18 protein-coding genes are annotated in these 25,420 nt (G+C 43.4%); 12 read left to right on the top strand and 6 right to left on the bottom strand.

Annotation, left to right across the window (positions count from 1 at the left end):
* Positions 1 to 76: 76 nt before the first annotated feature.
* The 5 genes from I3249_RS00365 (at position 77) to I3249_RS00345 (ending at position 6,149) form a co-directional block, all read left to right on the top strand.
* Complete coding sequence (locus I3249_RS00365) at positions 77 to 1,126, top strand: NADP-dependent oxidoreductase (protein ID WP_238068004.1); 1,050 nt, start codon at positions 77 to 79, stop codon at positions 1,124 to 1,126.
* A gap of 246 nt (positions 1,127 to 1,372) precedes the next feature.
* Positions 1,373 to 2,050 carry a type 1 glutamine amidotransferase domain-containing protein gene (locus tag I3249_RS00360; RefSeq protein ID WP_238068003.1) on the top strand — a complete coding sequence of 226 codons (678 nt, stop codon included), beginning with the start codon at positions 1,373 to 1,375 and terminating at the stop codon, positions 2,048 to 2,050.
* A 4-nt stretch (positions 2,051 to 2,054) separates the two neighbouring features.
* Positions 2,055 to 2,684 (top strand): glutathione S-transferase, encoded by a 630-nt coding sequence (locus tag I3249_RS00355; protein ID WP_238068002.1) that lies wholly within the window; start codon positions 2,055 to 2,057, stop codon positions 2,682 to 2,684.
* A 428-nt stretch (positions 2,685 to 3,112) separates the two neighbouring features.
* A complete protein-coding gene (locus I3249_RS00350; protein WP_238068001.1) occupies positions 3,113 to 4,801 on the top strand; it encodes an MFS transporter in 1,689 nt (562 codons plus the stop codon).
* Between the two features lie 85 nt (positions 4,802 to 4,886).
* Positions 4,887 to 6,149, top strand: a complete 1,263-nt coding sequence (locus I3249_RS00345) for an HlyD family secretion protein (RefSeq protein ID WP_238068000.1) — start codon at positions 4,887 to 4,889, stop codon at positions 6,147 to 6,149.
* Positions 6,150 to 6,294: 145 nt separating this feature from the next.
* On the opposite strand, the gene pdxH is transcribed toward I3249_RS00345, so the two are convergent.
* The 5 genes from pdxH to cysS all read right to left on the bottom strand — a co-directional run bounded on the left by pdxH (position 6,295) and on the right by cysS (position 14,004).
* Positions 6,295 to 6,984 (bottom strand): pyridoxamine 5'-phosphate oxidase, encoded by a 690-nt coding sequence (gene pdxH, locus I3249_RS00340; RefSeq protein WP_238068084.1) that lies wholly within the window; start codon positions 6,982 to 6,984, stop codon positions 6,295 to 6,297.
* 90 nt (positions 6,985 to 7,074) lie between these two features.
* Entirely contained in the window at positions 7,075 to 8,442 is a 1,368-nt protein-coding gene (gene glmM, locus I3249_RS00335; RefSeq protein WP_238067999.1) for a phosphoglucosamine mutase, read from the bottom strand.
* Between the two features lie 212 nt (positions 8,443 to 8,654).
* Positions 8,655 to 10,127 (bottom strand): IMP dehydrogenase, encoded by a 1,473-nt coding sequence (guaB, locus tag I3249_RS00330; RefSeq protein ID WP_057760534.1) that lies wholly within the window; start codon positions 10,125 to 10,127, stop codon positions 8,655 to 8,657.
* Positions 10,128 to 10,404: 277 nt separating this feature from the next.
* Positions 10,405 to 12,390: a mechanosensitive ion channel family protein gene (locus I3249_RS00325; protein ID WP_238067998.1), complete on the bottom strand. Its 1,986-nt coding sequence runs from the start codon at positions 12,388 to 12,390 to the stop codon at positions 10,405 to 10,407.
* A 153-nt stretch (positions 12,391 to 12,543) separates the two neighbouring features.
* Positions 12,544 to 14,004, bottom strand: a complete 1,461-nt coding sequence (gene cysS / locus I3249_RS00320; protein ID WP_238067997.1) for a cysteine--tRNA ligase — start codon at positions 14,002 to 14,004, stop codon at positions 12,544 to 12,546.
* 231 nt (positions 14,005 to 14,235) lie between these two features.
* Here cysS and I3249_RS00315 point away from each other — a divergent pair, with 231 nt between their 5' ends.
* Entirely contained in the window at positions 14,236 to 14,832 is a 597-nt protein-coding gene (locus tag I3249_RS00315; RefSeq protein ID WP_238067996.1) for a cob(I)yrinic acid a,c-diamide adenosyltransferase, read from the top strand.
* 134 nt (positions 14,833 to 14,966) lie between these two features.
* On the opposite strand, the gene I3249_RS00310 is transcribed toward I3249_RS00315, so the two are convergent.
* Positions 14,967 to 15,908 carry a hypothetical protein gene (locus tag I3249_RS00310; protein WP_238067995.1) on the bottom strand — a complete coding sequence of 314 codons (942 nt, stop codon included), beginning with the start codon at positions 15,906 to 15,908 and terminating at the stop codon, positions 14,967 to 14,969.
* Between the two features lie 331 nt (positions 15,909 to 16,239).
* Here I3249_RS00310 and I3249_RS00305 point away from each other — a divergent pair, with 331 nt between their 5' ends.
* The 6 genes from I3249_RS00305 (at position 16,240) to I3249_RS00280 (ending at position 25,415) form a co-directional block, all read left to right on the top strand.
* Positions 16,240 to 16,968: a glycerophosphodiester phosphodiesterase gene (locus I3249_RS00305; RefSeq protein WP_101205086.1), complete on the top strand. Its 729-nt coding sequence runs from the start codon at positions 16,240 to 16,242 to the stop codon at positions 16,966 to 16,968.
* A gap of 471 nt (positions 16,969 to 17,439) precedes the next feature.
* Complete coding sequence (locus I3249_RS00300; protein ID WP_179799003.1) at positions 17,440 to 18,618, top strand: fatty acid desaturase; 1,179 nt, start codon at positions 17,440 to 17,442, stop codon at positions 18,616 to 18,618.
* Between the two features lie 335 nt (positions 18,619 to 18,953).
* Complete coding sequence (locus I3249_RS00295) at positions 18,954 to 20,420, top strand: protein adenylyltransferase SelO family protein (protein ID WP_238067994.1); 1,467 nt, start codon at positions 18,954 to 18,956, stop codon at positions 20,418 to 20,420.
* 366 nt (positions 20,421 to 20,786) lie between these two features.
* On the top strand, positions 20,787 to 23,105 hold the full coding sequence (locus I3249_RS00290; RefSeq protein ID WP_101205089.1) for an NADP-dependent malic enzyme: 2,319 nt from the start codon (positions 20,787 to 20,789) through the stop codon (positions 23,103 to 23,105).
* A gap of 278 nt (positions 23,106 to 23,383) precedes the next feature.
* Positions 23,384 to 24,565, top strand: a complete 1,182-nt coding sequence (locus I3249_RS00285; RefSeq protein WP_238067993.1) for a tRNA nucleotidyltransferase — start codon at positions 23,384 to 23,386, stop codon at positions 24,563 to 24,565.
* 37 nt (positions 24,566 to 24,602) lie between these two features.
* The gene (locus tag I3249_RS00280) at positions 24,603 to 25,415 is read left to right on the top strand and encodes a pteridine reductase (protein WP_238067992.1); all 813 of its coding nucleotides are present in this window, start codon (positions 24,603 to 24,605) and stop codon (positions 25,413 to 25,415) included.
* The last annotated feature ends 5 nt before the right edge of the window (positions 25,416 to 25,420 follow it).

The following is a 25,420-nucleotide window of genomic DNA, read 5'->3' as shown; positions in this document are numbered from 1 at the left end:
CAGTTCAATGCTGAGTAGTTACTACATCTAATATCTCTATAATAATGACAATGAATAAATATAAAGGAGTCCTACTATGAGCTTCGATAAAGAGCAGAATCAACAAACCAACCGTCAAATCAAACTTGCCAGCCGCCCGAACGGCGAACCAACCGCTGACAACTTTGACATGACAACCAGCGACATCCCAACGCCAAACGATAACGAGATGTTATTACGCACGGTATATCTGTCATTAGACCCATATATGCGTGGACGTATGAGCGATGCAAAAAGCTATGCAGACCCATTAGCAGTCGGTGACGTCATCATGGGTGGCACAGTCGCTCAAGTGGTTGAGTCTAATATCGATAAATTTGCTGTCGGTGATTTGGTCGTATCAAATTCCGGCTGGCAGGACTACAGTGTCAGTGATGGCGAAGGCGTCCTGAAACTGGACAAAAACATGGCAAACCCTTCTTATGGTTTAGGTGTGTTAGGTATGCCCGGCTTCACTGGTTACATGGGTCTGACTGATATCGGTAAACCACAAAAAGGCGAAACGTTAGTTGTCGCTGCAGCCACTGGACCTGTCGGTGCTACGGTCGGTCAAGTGGGTAATCAATATGGTCTTCGCACTGTTGGTGTGGCAGGCGGTAAAGAGAAATGCGATTTCGCGGTCAACGAGCTTGGCTTTGATGTCTGTATCGACCACAGAGCCGATGACTTTGCTGAGCAATTAAAAGCGGCCTGCCCAGATGGTATCGATATCTATTATGAAAACGTCGGTGGGCATGTGTTTGATGCGGTCATGCCTTTACTCAATGCTCATGCTCGCATTCCTGTCTGTGGCCTTGTTGCCCAGTACAATGCGACCGAACTGCCTGAAGGTAAAGATCGTTTGAGCGTATTGACTGGCCTTATCTTAAGCCGCCGCCTCACCATCAAAGGCTTCATTATCTTTGAAGAGTATGGCGACCACTTCCCAGAGTTCTTAGAAACCATGAGCAAATGGGTAGAGTCAGGCGACGTCAAAACCAAAGAATACATCGCTGATGGTCTAGACAATGCACCAAAAGCCTTTGTCGGTATGTTAAACGGTGATAACTTTGGTAAAACAGTGGTTAAGGTCTCTGACGTTCAGTAACTTATATTAAATAATTGACTGTTAAATAATTGACGATAGGTAATAACTATTGTTAACAACAACTTAACAACATAACTTGCTAAGATCACTACTGAAAGTTACGTCTGAAGCAGGAATAATATTAGCGGTCATCAATTCTATTGATATGACTTGATGCTTAAACCGAGTCATTGTTGATAAAGACAAAAAACACATGACTGTTAAACATTTGCTTTACTCACATATAAACAATAAATAAGGATAATTATGAATATTTTAATGGTACTAACCTCACACGACCGTCTAGGCGATACTGGTAAAAAGACAGGATTTTGGCTAGAAGAATTTGCAGCTCCTTACTATGCGTTTCTCGATGCGGGTGCTAATGTCACTCTAGCATCTCCTGCAGGTGGTCAGCCACCACTAGATCCTAGTAGCGATACTGAAGATACACAAACCAAAGATACCAAGCGTTTTAAAGACGACAAAGAGGCGCAAGAGCACTTGGCCAATACCAAGAAACTTGCTGACATGAAAGTAGAAGATTTTGATTCAGTCTTTTATCCAGGTGGTCACGGTCCATTGTGGGACTTGGCAGTAGATAAGAACTCTATCGAATTGATCGAGAGTTTCGTCAAGCAAGACAAGCCTGTTGCCTTTGTTTGTCATGCACCTGGCGCGCTTAAAAGCGTCAAAGTTAATGGCGAGTACTTAGTAAAAGGTAAAACCGTTACTGGCTTTACCAACTCAGAAGAAGAAGCGGCTGGCCTAACAGACGTGGTGCCTTTCTTAGTAGAAGATATCTTGAAAGCCAACGGTGGTAACTATGAAAAAGCCGCTGATTGGGAAGAGTTTGTGGTCGAAGATGGTTTATTGATCACAGGTCAAAACCCAGCCTCATCAGAAGAAGCGGCTAAGCGTTTGATCAACAAGCTCAAAGGTTAATATCATGATTCGCTTACATCACCTTAATCAGTCACGTTCGTTGCGTACGCTTTGGCTCTTAGAAGAGCTAGGCGTGCCTTATGAAGTGGTCAGTCATCAGCGCGATGCCAAAACTCATTTGGCACCAGATTCCCTGAAGGCAGTTCATCCTCTCGGTAAATCTCCGGTTATTGAGATGGATGGACAGATTTACGCTGAGTCCGGTGCGATTACAGAGTTATTGATTGAACGATTTGCGCCAGAGCGTCTGCGCCCTGCTACAGATAGTTCAGATTATGGATATTATCTGCAGTGGATTGACTTTGCAGAAAGCTCGCTGATGTTGCCATTAATGCTTGAGCTATTTACCAAAAAAGCAGGCATTGATGACAATGAGTTTTTGAGTGGCTATATCGATACAGAAAAAACCAGATTGTTTGAATATCTGGATGCTTCGGTTAAAGGTAAGTCGTTCATTGTGGGTGATAAACTGAGCGGTGCCGACTTTATGCTGTCATTCGATTTGATTATTCTTGCTAAGCGTCAGAAACTTGATGCTTATCCGCATATCAAACAGTATGCTGAAAAGCTAGCCAGTCTTGATAGCTATCAGCGTGCGATGCAGCTAGAAGCGAAATATGATGAATCGATTTAGTACTTAGTATTATTAGTACTTAGTATTATTAGTACTTAGTATTAATTGATACCTCGGTATTAGCCAAAATACTATTATTGACTGACCAATTTTTTGATACACAAAAACAGCTCTGTATAGAGCTGTTTTTTATGCGTATAGCATTTTTTACTTGTTGCATCGCTTGTTTTAATGTTCGTCATATTGCACGAAATACTGCTATATCTTTATTCAATAGCGCCAATGAGTTACGCGCTAATGACAAAAGCGCTGTAGAAGTTATGATAAAATATGTCCTGCATTTCTTGGGTTATCTTTCCAGTTTGACCAGCATTTATATCAGTAACTCCGCTGTTTTTAAGCTATGAACATTCATCGTACTGACCTGATTTTGCGTCTGGAATCTGTTCTATGCCATTCTATTTCCTTATACAGATTATGGTACGTCCATGAGTAATGAATATCAGTTTAAGCCCCACGAACAACCGATAATGGTGGGCTCTCCTGCCAATCCTGATCATCCTGCACGCCGCAAATTATTTTACTTACTGATCGGAATTTTCGTTGGTCTCACTGCCAGTTTCCAAAACGGTCTGCTCGTCGCAAATCTTACTCAAATTCAGGGTCAACTGGGCTTAACGCCAGCTGAAGGTGGCTGGATATCTGTTAGCTATAATATGACCAATGCCTGTATCACCGTTCTGCTGTACAAAATTCGCCAACAATTTGGTATGTCACTTTTTAGCAAAATCACTCTGTTCTTTTTGTTGGCCGCCACGAGTTTACAGTGGCTAATCAGTAGTCACTTATTAGATACGCCTAATATAGGAGTTGAGCCTTATTACCTAGAGATTGTCGCCAGGGGACTTAGCGGTATGGTCGCAAGTGGCATGACCATCTTAGGGTTATTCTATTGTTTGCAAGGTATGCCAACCGTCAAGCGTACTAGTGGCTTAATATTGGGTTTTGGCTTGGTGCAGTTTGGTATTCCATTATCACGAATCATCTCGCCCTATCTCGCCATAGACGGTCAGCTTGAGAATTTATTTTTATTTCAATTTGGTTTGGCACTGATTTGCTTTGGACTAATTAACATATTGGAGCTACCACCAGGCAATACCGAAAAAGTATTTGAGAAACTCGATTTTTTAAGCTTTGCTTTTTTTGCGAGCGGTTTGGCGGCACTGGCTGTTATTTTGGTACAAGGTAGGATTTTATGGTGGACGACGCCTTGGCTTGTCTATCCACTGATGATTGCTATCGTTGGGATTAGCATCGCTTTATGGATTGAAACGCATCGCAAAAACCCGATGTTACAAGTCCGCTGGATGCGTAGCCGCAATATTATTGCCTTTATGATTACCGGCGCTGTTATGCGAATTTTGCTATCTGAGCAAAATGTCGGCGCTGCAGGCTTACTTGCCAATTTGGGCTATGGCAATGATCAGTTAGTTACTTTTTATGCTGTCATAATAGCTGCCAGTGTATTGGCTTTGGTGATTAGTATTTTTAGTACCAATCCAATGGACTTGCGCCGTCCTGTTATTTTTGCAGTGGCATTGATTGCTTTGGGTTCTTGGATGGACGTTGGGGTGTCTATTAATTCCGCTCCTTATATGTTTTATATTAGCCAGTTTTTGATTGCATTTGCCGCGGTGTATTTTATGGGACCTTTGGTTTTCGAAGGATTTCTGCGTGCTATTGCTAGTGGGCCTGCTTATATCATTAGTTTTTCGGTTATCTTTGGTATTTCCCAAACGGTTGGTGGATTGGCAGGTGCAGCGGCTATTCAGGCATTTACGACCATTCGTACACAGGCCCACTATGCAGATATGGTCAGCTCACTGAACTTGGGTGATCCTACGTTTAGTGCTCAAATTGCCGGTACTCGTAGTGTATTGTCAAACCAAACGACGGACGCAGCGCAAGCGAATGTGGCCGCGATGAGCCAAGTGTTGCAAGGGATTCAGCGCCAAGCAACTGTCTCCGCTTATAGCGATCTGTTCTTTTTGATGGCCAGTTTTGCTACTTTCGTTACAGCCATTTTATTGATCAATTATTTTTATAACCGTTACCACAAGCGTAATCCACTTGCTAAAGAACTTGCGGTTATTGCAAAAATGCGTGAACCAAAATAACTTAGCTTATTCTATTAATCATGTTTCACCTCATTCATTTATAGCCAGTCCATTTCAATATTTATTAAAAATTTAGGAGCACGTCATGAGCCAAGAAAAACCAAATGAGCTTAGTCAAACACCTCAGACGTCCACTGGCGCTCCAACAACAGACACACCTATAGCGTCCGATATAAGCAAAGAAGAGCCTGCTACAACCTCTTCGCCATCAGTAACTGAGACAGCAGAAGGTGATGTAGAAAACAGTTCAGATAGCAATGAACCACCAATGCCACCAAAAGAGCCAATACCCGATACTACTGGTTGGTCGCCCAAGAAAAAATCCTATCTAAACTTAGGCTTATTAATTTTATTGATTGTCATTGGCGTGACATTGATTTTGTATGCGTGGAAGCTCCCACCATTTACCCCAACGGTACAGCAAACCAATAATGCTTTTGTCAAAGGTCAGACGACTATTATTAGCCCGCAAGTTTCTGGCTATGTCACTAAGGTAGCAGTGCAAGACTTCGCCAACGTAAAAGCTGGCGACTTACTCATAAAAATAGACGATCGAACCTTTCAGCAGCAGCTCGAACAAGCCCAAGCAAATACAGAGGTAGCTCTTACTAACCGCTCTACCAATGACCAAGACACGCAAACCAGTCAAGCACAAATCGAAGCACGTAGAGCTGATTTGTATAGTGCCAAAATCAATCTAGAAAGCGCGCGTGAAGATGTCAACCGTTATCAAGGTTTAGATGCTATTGGGGCAGTATCGAAAGCAGAAGTTGCTCACATCAAGGCGCAATTGGCTCAAGCACAAGCAGGTGTACAGCAAGCAGAAGCCAATTTACAGGCCGCCCAAGAAAACCGTGAAAAGACTAGTGGCAGTCGCTCATCGCTAGATGCAAATATCAAAAATGCTGAGGCAGGCGTCAAGCAAGCGCAAATCAATCTAGACAATACTATTATCACTGCGCCTGAATCTGGCCAGCTAAGCCAAGTCAGTGTCAAAGAAGGCCAATACGTCAGCGCTGGTACGCAGCTCATGTATATCGTACCAAAAGGCATTTGGATCATTGCAAACTTTAAGGAAACTCAAATAGCCAATATGGCAATCGGCGAGCCTGCGACCATTCACGTTGATGCGCTTGGCGGTGCCAAATTTACGGGTCACGTGAGTAATATCTCGCCAGCGACTGGTAGCGAGTTTAGTGCTGCTGCTGCCAACCCTGCGACAGGCAACTACATAAAAATTGCTCAACGTATTCCTGTACGCATTGACTTAGACCAAAAACAGCCTGAACTGGCACGCTTACGTCCTGGCATGTCAGTCTCAGTGGATGTCGATACCAATATTAAATGAAAGGTTGAATAAAAAATTAAATAGAGAATAATGCCAAACAAGTTAAATAGTAGTTAACGTAAAAAAGCCACTCTAGATACCAAAGAAATTGGATTTAGAGTGGCTTTTTTAGTTTTCTATAATCTATAGCTTCAAACTACAGCAACTATGGTAATAAACGTTTGGTTGTCCAGCTTGTATTGCCTTCATTGACTTCATTGACTTCATTGACTTCACTATTGTCGCCGCTACTCTGCGTATACACAATTCGGTCATGCATCCGATTGGCGCGACCTTGCCAAAACTCGATTTGTTCAATCGTAATCTCATACCCACCCCAAAACTCTGGCGTTGGTACGGCAGTATTATCAGGATGTGCCGCTTGAAGCTGTTCAAACGTTTGCTCCATGACTTCACGATTGGCCACTTCACCACTTTGCGGTTGACTAACCCAAGCACCTACTTGACTATCATGGGGACGCTTTTGGAAATAAGCAGCCGATTTATCAGCAGCTATTTTAGCAATACTACCGCTGATACGAACTTGGCGCTCCAGCTCATGCCAAAAGAATAACGCTTCGGCATTAGGATTTTCTGCTATATCCTGCCCTTTTGCGCTTTCATAATTGGTATAGAAAACAATACCTGTCTCAGTAATCTCGCGTAGTAACACAATACGGACGCTAGGCTTATTGTCTGCGCCACATGTTGCCAAACTCATTGCATAAGGCTCTTGCACCTTTTGTGCTAACGCTTCATTCATCCAAGCTTTAAAGAGCTCAAATGGTGACGTTGGTACTGACTGTTGGTCAAGCTCGCCTTTCTCGTATGAGAGGCGTTGGTCGGTAAAGTCCATGCTCATGGCAGTTCCTTATTTGAAAACTATAATGTTGTTGTCTTAAATACCATTCATTATCTTGAATGCCACTTATTGCCTCAAATACTATTAGCCTAGTACCGATTTTATAAGATCAGCTAAGTCATTAGCCATTACATCACATTCTATTTCATCATCTGATTCTACCATCACGCGAATCATAGGCTCTGTACCTGACTGACGTATCAACAGACGACCACGACCCTCTAGCGTTGCCTGTGCTTTATCAAAAGCAGCAACCAACTCTTCATGTTTGAATGGGTCTTGCATTTGAGATAGGCGTACATTGACTAGCTTTTGTGGCAATACTTCAAAACCTTCAACAAGCTCACTTAACGCACGCTCTCTGGCTTGCATGACTGCCAGTACTTGCAAGCCAGCAATGATAGCATCCCCTGTGCGACTTTTATCTAAGCATAAAATATGACCAGATGGCTCACCACCCAATATCCAACCATTAGCTTCTAAGTCCTGCATCACATAGCGATCACCCACTTTTGCGCGAGTAAATTGAATGTCTGCATCTTTTAGCGCCAGCTCTAATCCCATGTTACTCATGAGCGTGCCGACAACACCTTCAGCTTTGGTTTTACCTTGAGTAGCAAGCACATATAAAACACCGTCTCCGTCGACTAACTTACCCGTCTCATCAACCATTACGATACGGTCACCATCACCATCAAGCGCAATACCGACATCTGCGTCATGCTCAAGCACAGCCTTTTGTAAGCTTTCAGGATGGGTAGAACCACACTCAGCATTGATATTGATGCCGTCTGGCGTATTATTGATGGCAATCACGTTTGCCCCCAACTCGCGCATCACTCTGGGTGCTACGCTATAGCCTGCACCATTGGCACAATCCACTACTACCGTCAGATGACTGAGATCGTATTGATAAGGGAAGCTGCCTTTGCAAAATTCAATATAGCGACCTTTAGCATCATCAATTCGGTTGTTCTTACCTAAATTTGCAGGATCAAGAATAGGCATCATAGCAACGTCACTACCAACGTCGTTCATAATTGCCGTCAATTTATCATTGATTGCAGTTTGCATCTCATCAGTAAGTTTTTTGCCATCACCTGAAAAAAACTTGATACCATTATCATAATAAGGGTTGTGCGAGGCTGAGATAACCACGCCAGCATCTGCATTGAAACTACGGGTCAAATGCGCAATCGCTGGAGTCGGCAATGGACCAAGCATATAAACATCAACACCAGCCGCATTAAAACCTGCTTGTAATGCTCCCTCTATCACATAGCCTGACAGACGCGTATCTTTACCAATCACTACACTTGGCTTACGCGTAGGATTTTCATTTTTTTCTATGAGGACAAGCCCAGTGACGTAGCCTAGTTTTAAAATAAAATCCGGTGTAATTGGTAATTCACCAAATTTTCCGCGAATTCCATCGGTGCCAAAATAGCTCATTATGTGTTCCTCAAGTCAAAAAAATAAAAGGCCAAACTTATACGCAGGCAATGCTATTGTTGTAATAATCTGTTTCTGTATTTTACAAAAAAAACAGCCAACAATAACAGAGCATTGTTGGCTGTTTGTATCTTAAGCTCGCTGCAGCCTTACGTCTCAGCTAACATCAATACGTTTTAAATCTACAAAAGAGAAGTATTTCACGGAACGATCTAGTTTACTCGATAGTTCGGTGCTTCTTTAGTGATTTGCACATCATGCACATGCGACTCTTTCATACCCGCTGAGGTTACTTTGATAAACTGCGGATTGGTACGCATATCTTCAATCGTGGCAGAACCCGTATAACCCATTGATGAACGTAAGCCACCAACCAACTGATTAACGATACCCGCAACTGGTCCTTTATAAGGAACACGGCCTTCGATACCTTCTGGCACTAACTTCTCTACGCCATCTTTTGCATCTTGGAAGTAGCGATCTGAAGAACCATTTGATCCTGACATCGCACCCAAACTACCCATGCCGCGATAAGCTTTATAGTAGCGACCTTGGAACAGCTCAACTTCACCTGGTGCTTCTTCGGTACCAGCCATGAGCGAACCAACCATGATGCATGATGCACCAGCAGCGATTGCTTTTGCCATATCACCTGAGTAACGAATACCACCGTCAGCAATCAATGGAATGCTGTCTTTTAGGGCGCTAGCAACATTATCAATTGCTGAGATTTGTGGTACACCGATACCTGCGATGATACGCGTGGTACAGATAGAACCAGGGCCGATACCTACTTTTACTGCATCAGCACCTGCATCACGTAAAGCGATTGCAGCTTCACCTGTTGCGATGTTGCCACCGATTACTTGCACATGCGGGTAGTTTTTCTTGATCCAAGATACTTTATCGATCACGCCTTTTGAGTGACCGTGCGCAGTATCAACGACGATAACGTCGACATCAGCAGCGATTAGTGCTTCAACGCGTGCTTGCGTGTCTGCACCAGTACCAACAGCTGCACCAACACGTAGGCGACCTTGCTCGTCTTTACAAGCATTTGGATTGTTTTCAGCTTTGGCAAAATCATTAACAGTAATTAAACCACGCAGGCGGAAGTTATCATCAATGACGATGACTTTTTCGATGCGGTGCTCATGCAACAATCTTTTGATATTCTCGTTGCTTTCACCTTCATGAACAGTTACCAGCTGCTCTTTAGGCGTCATGATCTGGCTAACTGGCAATGACAAATTGGTCTCAAAACGCCAATCTCTATGGGTAACAATACCCACAACATTATCTGTGCCTTTTTCGACCACAGGCACACCTGAGATATTGTTATCTTGGGTCAAACGCAGCAATTCACCAATCGTCATCTCTGGGTGGACAGTGATAGGATCAACAACGGTACCCGCTTCAAATTTTTTGACACGGCGTACTTGTGTGGCTTGCTTTTCGATGTCCATGCTCTTATGCAAAATACCCATGCCACCAAGCTGTGCCATTGTGATAGCCATTTCAGACTCAGTCACAGTATCCATTGCCGCAGAGATTAGCGGAAGATTAAGAGTGATGTTTTTGGTCAAACGAGTAGACAGATCAGCAGTTTTTGGCAGAACTTCAGAATAGGCTGGTAATAATAAAACGTCATCAAAGGTTAAGGCTTCATCGACAATTCGCAACATACAGACCCCTAGTGGTGGTTATTTTGATGGGTAGGAGCTCAGGGTTAAGCGTATCAATCATTGCAGCTGCAAGCACAGTGCCGATTCATCGCCAACCACTCAGTTATCCTATAAAAATAACGCCACATTATAACAAATAAGCGCCTCCCTGACACACTATATTTGTCAGATTATTTTACACAAGTGCGTCTTCATCGATGTCAGTCATGTCTCAAACCATTAACAGCTCGCTTTTAAAGCTAATTAAGCTCGCAAGGCTCATCGCTATTCCCAATTTCTAGTCGCCTTTTGTTAACGTAAAACGCTCTGTAGGTAGATATTGGTTCTGTTGTGCATGCAGGTAACCAAGCATTTTCTCTCGTATCTCACAGGCTAGCGTCCATGCTTCTATAGGCCCTACCGATGAAACAGCGCCGCGCAGTTGAATGGTATTTTCGGTTACATCCACCACGTACATTTCAGGTTTTGTTTTATCATCCCAAAGTTTATTGTCCTTGACCATCGATATAAACGCCTCTCGGATAGCGTCAATATCTGCACCATAGTCGATATACAAAAACACAGGACAGGTCTGATGAACCTCTGTATGCGACCAGTTTTCCACTCGTTCAGTGATTAGCTCACGCATCGGCACGATCAAGCGACGCTCATCCCATGTTTTTAGCACGGCATACGTGTAACGCAGGTCTTCGACCGTACTAAAATTACCATCCATTATCACACTATCGCCAATCCGTACTGGCTGCGTCACTGCTACCTGCACACCAGCGATGATATTCCCCAATATCGGCTGTGCCGCAATACCGATAACCACACCTGCAATACCCGCTGAAGTCAGTAACGTCTTGCCAAGGCCTTCCATATTTGCAAATTCACTAAGACCTATCCAGAAACTTCCCAAAATCATCGCGAAAATAAACACACGGCGAAATATCGATACATAAGTACGGCGGCGACGTTCTTTATCAAAATGCTCTGCAGCTAGATTTTCAATCTGCATGTCTTGATAGCGATTGGCAAAAAAGTTAATGATACGAATACCCAACCACATGGTACTAAATACCAGACCAATCCAAATCAATGGACGAGTGGATGAGGCGACTGCATCTAAATAAGGAAAACCACCAGAAACCAAGGTAAAAACCAGTGAAAAACTGATGGTAAAGGTTAATGGTACTGTTAGCTTGCTAACCAAATCTGCGACGCCATTGGTACTGCCAACATACATGCTGTATTTTTCTTCATCGATATAATGATTGATGATTTTTGCAGTACCTTTACTCAGTAGCCAACCCATCCCCATGGTTAATAAAAAGAACAATATCAGCGCTGAAAACTCCCATAACGCAATTCCAAAAAACTTTAGCTTTAACCAAGTGGGCAAATAACGCTCGAACTCGGCTGGATGATACTGCTCATAGAGATTATCAATATTACCTACTGTCTGCGCCGAAAACACCCAGACAGGGGCTTCATCCCCTACTCGTACTCGCTGCAAATAGATAGGAACACGGCGCTCGCGATAATCAATATAGCCAAGCTGAATAGAACGTCTGGCAATACCCATGACACTGCTATTATTACCAAGCGGTGGTTCAATTAAGCCATCGGGGCGATCTGGCATATCGTCGAATACATATAGCTCTTTTTCGGACAATAAGAAATCTAGTCGCTTTGTGAGATCAAGCGCACGGCTACGTTGGCTTTTCTCGTCAATCAAATTCATGTTTAGCGCGTAAGCGGCCAAATCATACTGCTGCTTCATTACGGCTGATTGAAAAAACTCTAAAGCTGCAAGCGGTGTTTCTAAGTTAGCTGGCTCAGATAACGGTGGCAACCCTGCATTTAGTTTATCGAGAATATAGTAGCTCTCACTATATTCTCCGGTCAGTGCCGTATCCCCTTGTAGCCTGCCTGCCTGCTCTACTGCGTTACGTTCAGTAGGATCAAAGATATCTTCAGTAATACCAGAAATACTAACACTTTCATCTTTAAGCGCATTGACTTGCTGAGCGGCATATTCAGAAAAACTATCAGGCTTACTAGGCGTTTGTTTTTCCGGCTCGCTCGCACTCTGTGCATTTTCACTATTTGCTGCATAAACGGGTGAATAGATGACATTTATAGCGACAATCAAAAAGCCCAACAGTACTTGCAGCACATGGCTTTTAAAACGACTTTTCTCTACATCTACTTGATGATTATCATCTGAGCGCAAAACGGCACAATGATGGTTCATAGGATTGTCTTTAAGTGTATTCATGTTTTCAAAGCCATCAGTCTACAAAAGGAAAGTATAAAAAATATATCGCTGCTGCTTTAACCTAATTCAGTAAGCAAAAAAAAGCCAGCCTAAAGCTGACTTAATTTATTACGAGATTTGTAGCTATTTACCATATAGACGGCAAACATTATTTTAAGCGCGGCGCCATGTCGTGCCAGCACGGCTATCTTCGAGCTCAATACCCGCCTCTTTTAATTGCTCACGTATCTCATCAGCACGGGCAAAGTTTTTGTTGGCTTTAGACTCTGCACGTTCGATAATCAAATTATCAATAACCGCATCCGTTAGACCATCTTCTGCCTTATCACCGACCACTGCTTGCAAAAACTGCTGCACTGGCTGCTGTAAAATATTTAATACCTGAGCCAATGCTTTTAGTTGCTGTGCCAACTGCCATGCAGTATCGACGTCTTCTGCTTTAATGGCTTTATTGATATCGCGAGCCAATCCAAATAAGACGCTAATGGCCGTCGAGCTATTGAAGTCGTCATTCATCGCCTTTATGAAGTCTTGTCCAACCGCGCTATTGTAAGCTTCAGCCACTAAGTCTTCGTTGATTATGATTGACTGTCCTTTTTGCTGCTCAACCAATTTTAATGCATTGTATAGTCTGCTTAGGCTATTATGTGCTTCATCCAATGCGCTATCAGAGAAGTTAACTTGGCTGCGGTAATGGCTCGATAATAAGAAAAAACGCACCGTTTCAGGTAAATACTTTGCCATCACATCACGAATGGTAAAAAAGTTGCCCAATGATTTAGACATTTTTTCGCCATCGACATTGATAAAACCAACATGCATCCAGTTACGTGCATACTCGCAACCAGTCGCTGCCTCAGACTGCGCGATTTCGTTTTCATGATGCGGGAACTGTAAGTCATGACCACCGCCATGAATATCAAAAGTACTACCCAAGCACTTAGTCGACATTGCTGAACATTCAATATGCCAGCCTGGACGCCCTTGACCCCATGGTGATGCCCACTGCGGCTCGTCAGGTTTTGCAGATTTCCATAGTACAAAGTCAAATGGATTACGTTTATCATTTTCAACTTCGACTCGCGAACCTGCCTGCATATCGTCCAGATTACGCTTAGATAATTTACCATAACCATCAAAGCTATCAACAGCATAGTAGACGTCACCGTTGTCGCCTGCATACGCATAGTTGCCAGTGACTAGCGTCTCAATCATATCCTGCATATCATCGATATGATCAGTCGCACGTGGCTCAGCATTTGGCATCTCACAACCAAGCGCTGTCGCGTCTTCATGCATCGCTTCAATAAAACGCTGCGTCAATGTACCAATCTCTTCACCGTTTTCAGCAGCACGGGCAATGATTTTATCATCGATATCAGTGATATTACGTACGTAATTCACGTCGTAACCCAAACGTGCCAACCAACGAACGGCCATATCAAAACCGACCATCACTCGCGCATGACCAATGTGACAATAGTCATAAACGGTCATGCCGCACACATACATACCAACCTGCCCTGCTTTGAGTGGTACAAACTGACGCTTGCTGCCAGTCAATGAATCGTAAATGGCAAGTTGGGACATCGCATCTGCAAGTGGTGTGGTCATAGTAAAAAAGCCTTGTAACGTAAATGAAATAAAGAAATGGGAAATCTCAGCCGCCATGTATGAATAAGCCATACCAACGACTGTAACTATAAATCCAGAAAATAAAAAATTCAGACCAAAAACGTCGTGATATAAAACGTAACCCATTATCTTAGCGAAAACAGGCGTAAAATACTACAATGAGCGTGCAACTAACGCTATTCAATCATAAAAACCGTTAAGGATGTAAAGATGGGCAATCGCTTAAGCAAAATATACACACGTACTGGAGATGATGGCAGCACTGGTGTGGCTGATGGCAGCCGCCTTAGTAAAGCGGACGATCTATTTAGCGTCATGGGTGACATCGACGAGCTCAACTCGCATATTGGCTTAGTACGTGCGCAACTAAAACACAATAAAGGGCAATCTATAGAGAAAGAGTTCTCTGAAGCCTTGGTTATCATTCAGCACTTGTTATTCAATATAGGCGGCGAGCTTGCCATGCCAGAGTATGAAGGGGTTAATGCCACTCATATTGAATGGTTAGAGCAGCAAATAGATATGATGAATGCCACATTGCCACCGCTAAAAGACTTTATTTTGCCGACAGGTTCTATATTGGTCAGTCAATTACACGTGGCGCGTAGTGTATGTCGCCGTGCTGAACGTCAAGCTGTGATATTGCAGCAGCAGCGTCCACAAGCGATTCGTCTTACTGCCGTCAGCTTTATCAATCGCTTATCTGATTGGTTATTTGTCGCTGCACGCTTTTGTACAGACCCAGAAAAAGTCTCTGAGGTGTTGTGGGACAGTCAAGCATTGAAAACGTTCACTGACAGTCAATAATACAAACTAAGTATTTAACAATAAAGAGCTTAAACCCAAAAAAACCCCGCGACATGATTGTTACGGGGTTTTTTGTTATTCAGCAATAGCAATTGGCTCTACTGGATATCGCTACCTCTTATTACCATGACAAACTAATAAGTCGCACTGTTGTCTTCAATGATAACCATATCGATGGTTTCATCTTTAGGCACGGCTTTTGGTGTGGCGGGCTTACTAGGCTCGGCAGCTGCTGCTTGGGTGTTTGCAGTCGAACTGTTCTGACTTTCAGCAGGTTTATTAATGGTTGGTGGCGGCGTAGGTTCAGTTGGACGAATTGGCTCAACTGGCGTTACGGTTCTTGGCTGACGGATTGGCGCTGTTTGAGTAGTAGTATCGTTGTTCTGCGTTGCACGGCGCTCAGCAGCACGTTGGGCACGTTGCTCATCCATTGCCGTTTTGAATACAGAACCTGCCATCACATCTGCAACGACAGTAATCAAAGCAGGCTGACCTGCAATACGCGTACGCACTTGACCGCCTTGAGTACCGACGATGTAAGTGAACGCGTCATCAACGAGCATATTGTTATTGATACGGATATTGTCTTGCGCTAAACGCGATTGTAGACTTGGCTGATTATTGGCCGCTTGTACCTGACTGGCTTGATACAAGTCTTCACTTGGTAGCGTCATGCTGACACTTGCTTGACAAGTGGTCATACCGTTTTCATTGGCTTGTTGCAAGATAGCAGCGTTTTGGACGTCAATGACAACACCATTGGTTTTTTCGCTAACCACACCATTTGCTAAACTGATTTCAGCATCATTTGCATAATTGGTAGCCAATGACTGTGCTTGTTGATTGAGCGTATTTTTCAGAGCTGACTTAAGGCGATCTTGCACCATAGGATCATCACAACTGATCGCAGGCGCAACGCTATTTTCAGCATCGACCGTCTCTTGTTCTGTTAGCTCTGCCTGCTCAGTAGTGTCTTCTTTATCTGAGCGATCACAGCCTGCAAGCGCCAAACCACATACCAATCCAATCCCAGCAACTTTATGCCACTTGCTCAAACTTATATTTGCTACGCTCATACTAACTCTACTCCCAATTTACAGGTTCGTACCGCCACTGACTGACAGTGTTCAACATTCAAATCGCAACGCTAGCTGCTACAGATATGAAAACCACATCATTATACGGTGTTTAAATCAAATGGTCATTAGTGTAGCCCATGGATATACAAATAGTGCCCCTCATTGTGGAAAAAACCTGCGTTTGGTTGCAAAAACATAACAAACATTCGCAGATTTGGACTTTAAAAAGTCATATTCAAAAAAGTACGGATTGCATCGCAGTTTTTGTTAGACGTCGTTGATATGACGCTATATGATTGGGCATAAAAATCATCGATAATTGGTGCATATGATAAATTTTAGAGATACGTTATTACTAGGTCATCGAGGCGCACGCGGTGAAGCGTTAGAAAATACCTTCTCAGGCTTTCAATACTCTCAAAATCTTAAGTCAAGAGGCTTAGCAGGCGTAGAGTTTGATATACAACTAAACGCTGATGGTCACTTAATCGTATTCCATGACGATGATTTAGAGCGTATGTGCGGTCGGCAATCACGTATTGACCAGTTAAAACTGACTGAGATTCAATGCCAGTTGCAGTTTGGTCAACCCATTATGACGCTCGCAAGCATAGCACCTGCGCTTAGTGGATTTAACGTTATTGAGCTTGAAATTAAGACGCATAGCCGTACCAACTACGCGGTGTTGATTGCAGCGCTTCGGCAGGCATTTATTGATACACCTCTTGCCAGCTTACCAGTTGTATTGACGAGCTTCGATGTCGAGTTACACAACCGTTTGCAACGTCACAAACTATTATCTCATATGCCTCGCGGCTTGCTTATTCGTACGCCAGAAGCGTTGGCAAGCGCGACCAATACCGCATTGCAACTCGGCTGTATTCAACTGGGCATTCATTATCCGCTTTTGACCCAAGCCGTCATCAAGCATAGCCACCGTTATGGATTGCCCGTAAGTGCTTGGACGGTTAATGATATTCCCACCATTGAGCAGCTCATCAAATGGGAGACTGATGTCATCATTACGGATTTTCCAAGTCATTTGCTGTTGCCTTGACCGAGTTATCCGTACTTTTTTGATATTTAATCATTTTTTCGATAAACGCATTCTTTCCTACATATCTACCCTTCTTGTTACACTTCTCCTTCATGTCTGATAAGTCACTCGTATTTTTGATCAATACATTCTATAATCCATACAAGTTATTGTTATTTAGCAATATTTTTATAGTGTATAAGTGTTCACTTTACACGCTTTTTAAGGTACTATGGTGGCTTAAATTAATACCGTTAGGGATATTATATGATTGCAAAAAAAGCACTTGGCTTACCGCTTAAAGGCTTACGTTTCGCTATCAAATCTGGTGATACGCTTGTAAAGACCGCCAGCACTCAAGTAACGCGTTTTAAAACTCGTTTCGATGAGAAAAAAGCGCAAATGGCGCTTGATGAGCAGCCTGTTGCAAAACGCAATTATGCGAAAGCTTCTGAGCAAGCGGATCTTTCTGCGCAAGAGCAAAGCATTGATATGCGTGAGTTTGAATTTACCAAAGCACCAATTAACTGGATTCCAGCGGCTATTTTAGTAGCGACGCCAATTGCTGCTGCTGTGATTACGCCATGGTATCTATGGACTCATGAAGTTAGCGCTCCTGTTTGGGGTGTGTTTGGTGCCTTTATGGTATGGACAGGTATCAGTATCACGGCGGGTTACCATCGTCTGCTATCGCACCGTGCTTACAAAGCGCACCCTATTGTCAAAAACTTTTTATTGTTAGGTTCAACCTTAGCTGTACAAGGCTCAGCGTTTGATTGGGTTTCTGGACATCGTACTCACCATCGTCATGTAGATGATCGTTTGGACGATCCATATTCAGCACAGCGTGGTTTTTGGTTCAGCCATATTGGTTGGATGCTACGCAACTACCCTAGCGGTAAATTTGATTATAAAAACATTCCTGATTTGACCAAAGACAGAGTCTTACAGATTCAGCATAAATATTATGGTTTGTGGGTAGTTGCCATGAATGTTGGTATGGTTGCTGCTATTGGTTGGCTCATTGGTGATGTTTGGGGTACTTTACTGATCGCTGGTTTGCTGCGCTTGGTATTAACTCATCACTTCACCTTCTTCATCAATTCGCTATGTCATATGTTTGGTACACGTCCTTATACGGATACTAATAGTGCTCGTGATAACTTTTTCTTAGCTATCTTTACGTGGGGCGAGGGTTATCATAACTATCATCATTTCTTCCAGTATGATTATCGTAATGGCGTGAAATGGTGGCAATATGATCCAACAAAATGGTTGATTGCTGGTTTATCAAAAATCGGTTTAACGACGGATTTGCGTACTGTTGATGATACGACTATTAAGCATGCCGAAGTGCAAATGCAGTTCAAAGCAGCACAACAGCAGATCGATACAGCCACAAGCACTGGGCTTGATCTTCCTCATGCGATGAAGAGCTTCCAAGACCGCATTAAGTTTGAATACGATGCATTTAAACAAACTGTCGAAGAATGGCAATCACTGAAAGCTCAAACTATTGAAATGAAAAAAATAGAATGTGCTGATCGCTTACGTGAAGTTGATGATAAGCTAAAGCATGATTATGCGAAAATTGAACAGAAAATCCTTGAGCATAACAGCAATCTAAAAACCGCCTTCCGCTCTATTGGCGCAAACGAAAAAGCGGCTTAATTAACTTCTGATTTGTTTTATAATTTTGAAGCTTCTCCATCCCCCTATCCGTCCTAGATAGGGGGATTTTTTTGCTTATAATTTATCGTTTATGTCATTCTAGCTACTTCTAATAATTTTATTATCATAATAAATAATCAAATATATCGGCTAAACTGTGACGACCTCTAATCTAAAAACAATAACAATCTCGTTCATCACATTCAGTTAATTAAAGACCGAAAAATTTATTTTTTGTCCAGATATTACAAGAGACGGACAGAGTGCAACGATGCCATATGAGAGCTATGCTATAGTGGCATTCTCACTTTTATATTTTAATGGAAACGGCCTGTATGCGTTATCAAAACACTTACGTCAACCTAGACACGCGCCTTTATCATGAACAGCCACCGACGCCACTAGACAATCCTCGTACCGGTCACTTCAATACTCAAGTTGCACAGCAGTTAGGCTGGACAAACGACGAAGACCTGATGACTAATTGGGTTGAGATATTGGGCGGACAATACGTGCCAGCTGATTTTAAACCACTATCAATGGCCTATGCTGGTCACCAGTTTGGGCAATGGGCTGGGCAATTGGGCGACGGACGCGGTTTACTCATGGCGCAGGTACTCGATAATGGTGGACATCCACAAGACTTGCATCTTAAGGGTGCTGGCTTGACACCCTATTCACGTATGGGTGATGGACGCGCAGTCTTACGTAGTACCATTCGCGAGTACCTGTGCGGTCATGCATTGACCCAGCTTGGCATCCCCTCGTCTAACGCTCTGGGGTTTGTGGTATCTGATACGAGAGTGCGCCGTGAGCGTATCGAAGCAGGTGCAGCACTAATGCGTGTGGCAGACAGTCATATTCGTTTAGGTCATGTCGAATGGATTGCCAGCTTTGCCCCTGATGTACTGGGTGAGTTCACTGACTATATGATTGACACTTACTATCCAGAGTGCCGCGATAGCGAAACGCCTGTCTTAGCTTTCTTGACCGCAGTGGTCGAGCGTACGGCCCGTATGATTGCTGATTGGCAATTGATTGGCTTTGCTCATGGTGTGATGAATACAGATAACTTATCTATCACGGGCAGTACTTTGGACTTCGGGCCGTTTGGCTTTATGGAGCGCTTCAATCCTGCTTGGATCAACAATCACTCTGATCATACTGGTCGTTATTCTTACCAAAACCAACCGGCTATTGGTCATTGGAATCTCAACGTCTGGCTACCACATTTTATGCGTTTAGAAGGCGTGACACGTGAGACGTTAGCAGACTGCTTAGCGCCTTATGAAGCAACCTTTATGCAGCATTATCAGCAAGGACTGTGCCGTAAGCTTGGCTTACCGCATCAAAGAGAAAGCTTAACCTTAGCGTTTGAATGGTTAACCTTACTAGAAGACAACTTGCTCGACTATAGCAATAGTTTCCGTGCCCTACTCGGTTTGGTCGCACCAGCAGATCATCATTATGAGCAAAAGCTACTGGCTACCATGACCACTGAATTAAGCAGCGATGCGCAACAAGTATGGCAAGACTGGTCAGCACGTTATCTGGCACAGATTGAGCAGCTGCCACTTGAGCAGGCAGTTAACGACATGCAGACCAACAATCCTGTCTATGTCCTTCGTAATAGCATGGCGCAGCGTGTAATTACTGCCGCAAAGCAAGGTCAGTTTGAAGAAGTTGATCGAGTGTTTCGTTTATTAGCCAATCCTTACAGCGTACAAGATATCGCTAATGATTTAGATAGCAGTGCGCCTGCGCCTGATACACCGCAGATGCCCATTAGCTGCTCATCTTAGTAGTGGCTCGTCTTAGCACCTTTCAATTCTGTAATATTGTGAAATATTATGAAATTTAGGTTGATATACAACTGCATTTTTTGGCATTATCAACAAGATAAATAACGAATATCATTTTATTATATTATTCGCATAATTCACCGTTGTTGACTAGGCAGTGAATTGGCAATAATGCTAGAATGAATATTTTAGCTAGTTTGCTTTTTTGACCTGATCTTTGATCGTCGACCATGATTCTGATGGTCGCGAGTCGTTTAACGTCTGTATACCTTTCAGTTATTATCATTCAATGATTTTTGGAGGGTTAGACGTTGTTTTTTATCACCATTTAATTTATTCCAATTTATTCCAACCATGGCAATTATTATGAATGACGATACCACTTCGAATACGGATAACCTCAGTACAGAAAAAGAGCAGTTTGAACAAGCTGCCTTACATTACCATGAGTTTCCACGCCCAGGTAAAATTTCGGTAACCCCTATTAAGCAGCTAGCTAACCAACGTGATTTAGCACTCGCCTACTCTCCAGGCGTGGCTGTACCTTGTCTTGAGATCCAAAGAGATCCAAAACTTGCGTCTAAATACACGGCACGTAATAACCTCGTTGGTGTTATCACTAACGGTACTGCTGTACTTGGTCTGGGTAATATCGGTCCATTGGCATCGAAGCCAGTCATGGAAGGTAAAGGCGTTCTATTTAAGAAGTTCGCAGGTATCGACGTTTTTGATATTGAAATTGCTCAAAACGATCCAGATAAGTTTATCGAAGCGGTTGCCTCGCTTGAGCCTACATTTGGTGGTATCAACCTAGAAGACATTAAAGCACCAGAATGTTTCAAAATCGAGCGCGTACTACGTGAGCGTATGAACATTCCTGTGTTCCATGATGATCAACATGGGACGTCAATCATCGTTGCCGCAGCTATGCTAAATGCTTTGTTGATTACTGGCAAAAAAATCGAAGAGATTAAAATTGTTTGTTCAGGCGCAGGCGCAGCAGCCATTTCTTGCCTAGATATCATTTGCGCGCTTGGCGTTAATAAGAACAATATCATTGTTTCAGATTCACGCGGTATCATCAGTACTAGCCGTGAAAACCTTGATGAAACCAAACAACGTTATGCTCGTGATATCACAGCTACTTCTATCGAAGAAGTTATGGACGATGTCGATATGTTCCTAGGCTTATCAATGCCAGGTACACTATCAGAAGATATGGTTCGCCGTATGGCAAAAGACCCTATCGTCTTTGCACTTGCCAACCCAACACCTGAAATCATGCCAGAATTGGCACACGCGGTACGTCCAGACGTCATTATGGCAACGGGTCGTTCAGACTATCCAAACCAAGTAAACAACGCGTTATGCTTCCCGTATATCTTCCGCGGTGCATTGGATGTTGGTGCAACCACTGTTAACGAAGAGATGAAAGTCGCTTGCGTAAAAGCAATCGCTGCGATGGCACACGTTGAAGCCACGCCAACTACCAGCGCTAGAAACATCGAAAAGATGCAGAGCTTTGGTCGTGATTACTTAATCCCAGGCCCTCTAGAGCCAAATCTAATCATTGAAATCGCATCTGCTGTTGCCAAAGCAGCGATGGATTCAGGCGTTGCCACGCTACCGATCGATGACATGCAAGCCTATCGTCAGCGTCTGTCTGAGTTTGTTTATAACTCCGCGTTTGTCATGAAGCCAATCTTTGCTCGTGCTAAAGCCGATCCAAAACGTATCGTGTACTGTGAAGGTGAAGACAACAATATCTTGCTTGCTGTACAAGTGGTCGTTGATGAAAAGCTAGCACAACCTATCTTGGTTGGTCGCCCTTCAGTTATCGAAGCCAATATCAAAAAGCTAGGCCTACGTCTAAAAGCTGGCGAGAACATTACCATCGTCAACGTTGATGATGATCCTCGCTACAAAGACTATTGGCAGGGCTACTATGAGAAGAACAAACGCCGCGGTGTAAGCATTGAGCTTGCTCGTCGTGATGTTCGCCGTAAGACGACTTTGATTGGTTCTTTGCTGGTTGAAAATGGTGCAGCAGATGGCATGGTATGTGGTACATTTGGCCATTACCAATTGCATCTAAAATACGTTGAAAGCGTCATTGGCAAAAAACAAGGTATGAACGACTTCTATGCGATGAATGCCGTACTCATGCAAGATCGTAATATCTTTATCGCTGATACTTATGTCCATGAAGACCCAACAGCTGAGCAATTGGCTGAAATGACTGTCTTGGCAACAGATCAATTACGTCGCTTTGGTATCACGCCACGCGTTGCGCTAGTGTCTCATTCTAACTTTGGTGCTTCAGATCGTGCCAGCGCTGTCAAAATGCGTAAGGTTCATGAGCTATTGACCAATATGAATGTCGACTTTGAGTTTGAAGGCGAAATGCAAGGTGATGCCGCGCTTAACGAAAATATTCGTCTAAACGATATGCCATCAAGTCCGTTAAAAGGTGCAGCGAACTTGCTTATCTTGCCAACACTTGATGCCTCAAACATCGCTTTCAACCTGCTTAAAACAGCGACTGGCAGTGCTTCTATTGGCCCTATTCTATTAGGTACTAATAAGCCGGTACACATTTTGACGCCATCAGCGACAGCACGTGGTATCGTCAACATGACTGCATTGACCGTCACTGAAGCGCAAGACCTAGAAAACGAAAAATAGTCATATATCATACCCAGTATGAATGCACCATAGTCAGTTCAAGATAATTTGGATACAAGGAATCCGAGTGGAAGTACTACAAATAGTAGACTGAGCGAGGCTGACACCGTACCCAATCTATAGAGGATTGACTATATTAAGAAGGGCTCTATCATCCATTGACAGAGCCCTTCTGCTATACTAAAACCAGTCAATGCAACTTATAAAGCATTGGCTGTTTTTTTGATTCATAAAAATTGAGCTGATGACATACAACTCAATAATAAGAAGAGGCTTCTATGCAGATTTACCTCGTGGGCGGTGCTGTGCGCGATCGACTACTTAAGCGTCCTATCAAGGACAAGGACTTTGTCGTCGTTGGCGCTACTGTGGCAGAGATGATTGATGCAGGGTTTCAACAAGTGGGCGCTGACTTTCCTGTGTTTTTGCATCCGACCAGTCATGAAGAGTATGCATTGGCACGTACAGAGCGCAAGCAGGGCTCAGGCTACAAAGGTTTTAGCGTACATGCCAGTCCCGATGTTAGTCTAGAGGATGATTTGTGCCGTCGTGATTTAACCATCAACGCGATGGCAATTGAAGTTACCAGCTTAACCGATGATACCCCGATTAACGGACAAGTCATCGACTACTATGGCGGACTACAAGACTTAAAAAGTAAGACATTGCGTCATGTGTCCAGTGCTTTTAATGAAGACCCATTACGTGTACTTCGAACAGTACGCTTCTATAGCCGTTACTACGATTTGGGATTCACCATCGCGGATGACACTCTAGCGTTAATGCGTCAATTGGTCGATACAGGAGAGCTAGCTCATTTGAGTGCCGAGCGTATCTGGCAAGAATCGAGCCGTGCAACTATGCAGCTATCACCGCAAGTCTATTGGCAAAAACTGTTTGAAATTGGTGCGCTCACAGAGTATTTCGCGCCATTGCATCATGCTTGGGACAATATCCAAATAAGAGAAACAGCGCAGACAGCATTATATTTTGCAGGCCAAATGCGTCTAAACTTGTCACAGCGTTGGGCGCTACTAATGACTAGCCTGTCTTCATCATTATTTAATAGCGAAAACTCTGAGTCTACGTCTACCGTATCAACCGCTATAAAAAATATTAACGCTATCGGTAATAAAGCCAAAGTCCCAAAAGCACATACTCAATTCGCGACTTTATTCGCTCAGCAAGCTGAAAAACTAAGCACAATAAACAGTCTAACTGCGGCTGAAAAAATCGATCTAATCCAAGCCTGCGGTGCGCATAAGGAGCCTGACAAGCTCTCTCAGCTGCTAGTGTGCAGTCATGTGTTACAGCTAGCAACACAGCATCGCCAAATGATGCTAGCACTAAACAGCTTTCACGCCATCGGTATGACCGACATTGCGCCAGACCTTAAAGGCCCCGCCATTGGTTCAGCATTACGCCAAAGCAGGATTGAACACTTGCAAGCGCAACAATGATATAGACAAGCACCTTAGAGAAAAAAGTAGTATTGCTATGAACCAAGAAACTAATGCCTACCAAATAGAAAATATAAATAACCAAACGCCAGTGATGCTTGTCACAGGTAGTGCTAGGCGCATTGGGGCGGCTATTGTTAAAGCGGCTCATAGGCAAGGTTACCGCGTCATTATTCATTGTCACCGTAGTGAACGAGACGCTAATGACTTGGCTGACCATCTGAACGACATCCGTGCTAATAGTGCAAAAGTTATCGTTGCTGACTTGACAATAGTTAATGATAAAACAGCTTTAGACAGCTTTGTTGGAAGTATTATAGAGGCGTTTGGACAGCTTGATGTACTGGTGCATAATGCCTCACGGTTTTATCCTAGCCCACTCGGTAGTATCAATCATGCACAGTGGGATGAGTTGCTTTTGACCAACGCAAAAGCCCCTTTATTACTAAGCCAAGCCCTACTACCTTATCTTAAGCAACAACAAGGCTGCATTATCAGTTTGTTGGACATACATGCGCATGATAGACCGTTTAACAACTATACTGTCTATAACATGGCAAAGGCTGCGCATCGAATGATGGTACAGTCGCTAGCACTAGAGATGGCGCCAGAAGTGCGGGTTAATGGGGTGGCACCTGGGGTCAATATTTTACCTGACCCTACTAGCGACCAAGCTATTGATAACGAGCAGCAACAAAGTATTATCAATGCTATCCCCATGCGGCGCATAGGCCAACCTGATGAGGTTGCTCATAGCGTACTATATCTTGTTCAGGCAAATTATGTCACAGGAGAGATTATCACTGTGGATGGAGGCCGTAGTCTAACCATAGCTGGCGGTCACCTGTAATACAA

The sequence above is a fragment of the Psychrobacter sp. Ps1 genome (assembly GCF_022129425.1).
In the GTDB taxonomy this organism is placed as follows: Bacteria; Pseudomonadota; Gammaproteobacteria; order Pseudomonadales; family Moraxellaceae; genus Psychrobacter.
The sequence above is the reverse complement of the archived record's forward strand: the minus strand, read 5'-3'. Positions and strand labels throughout refer to the sequence as shown.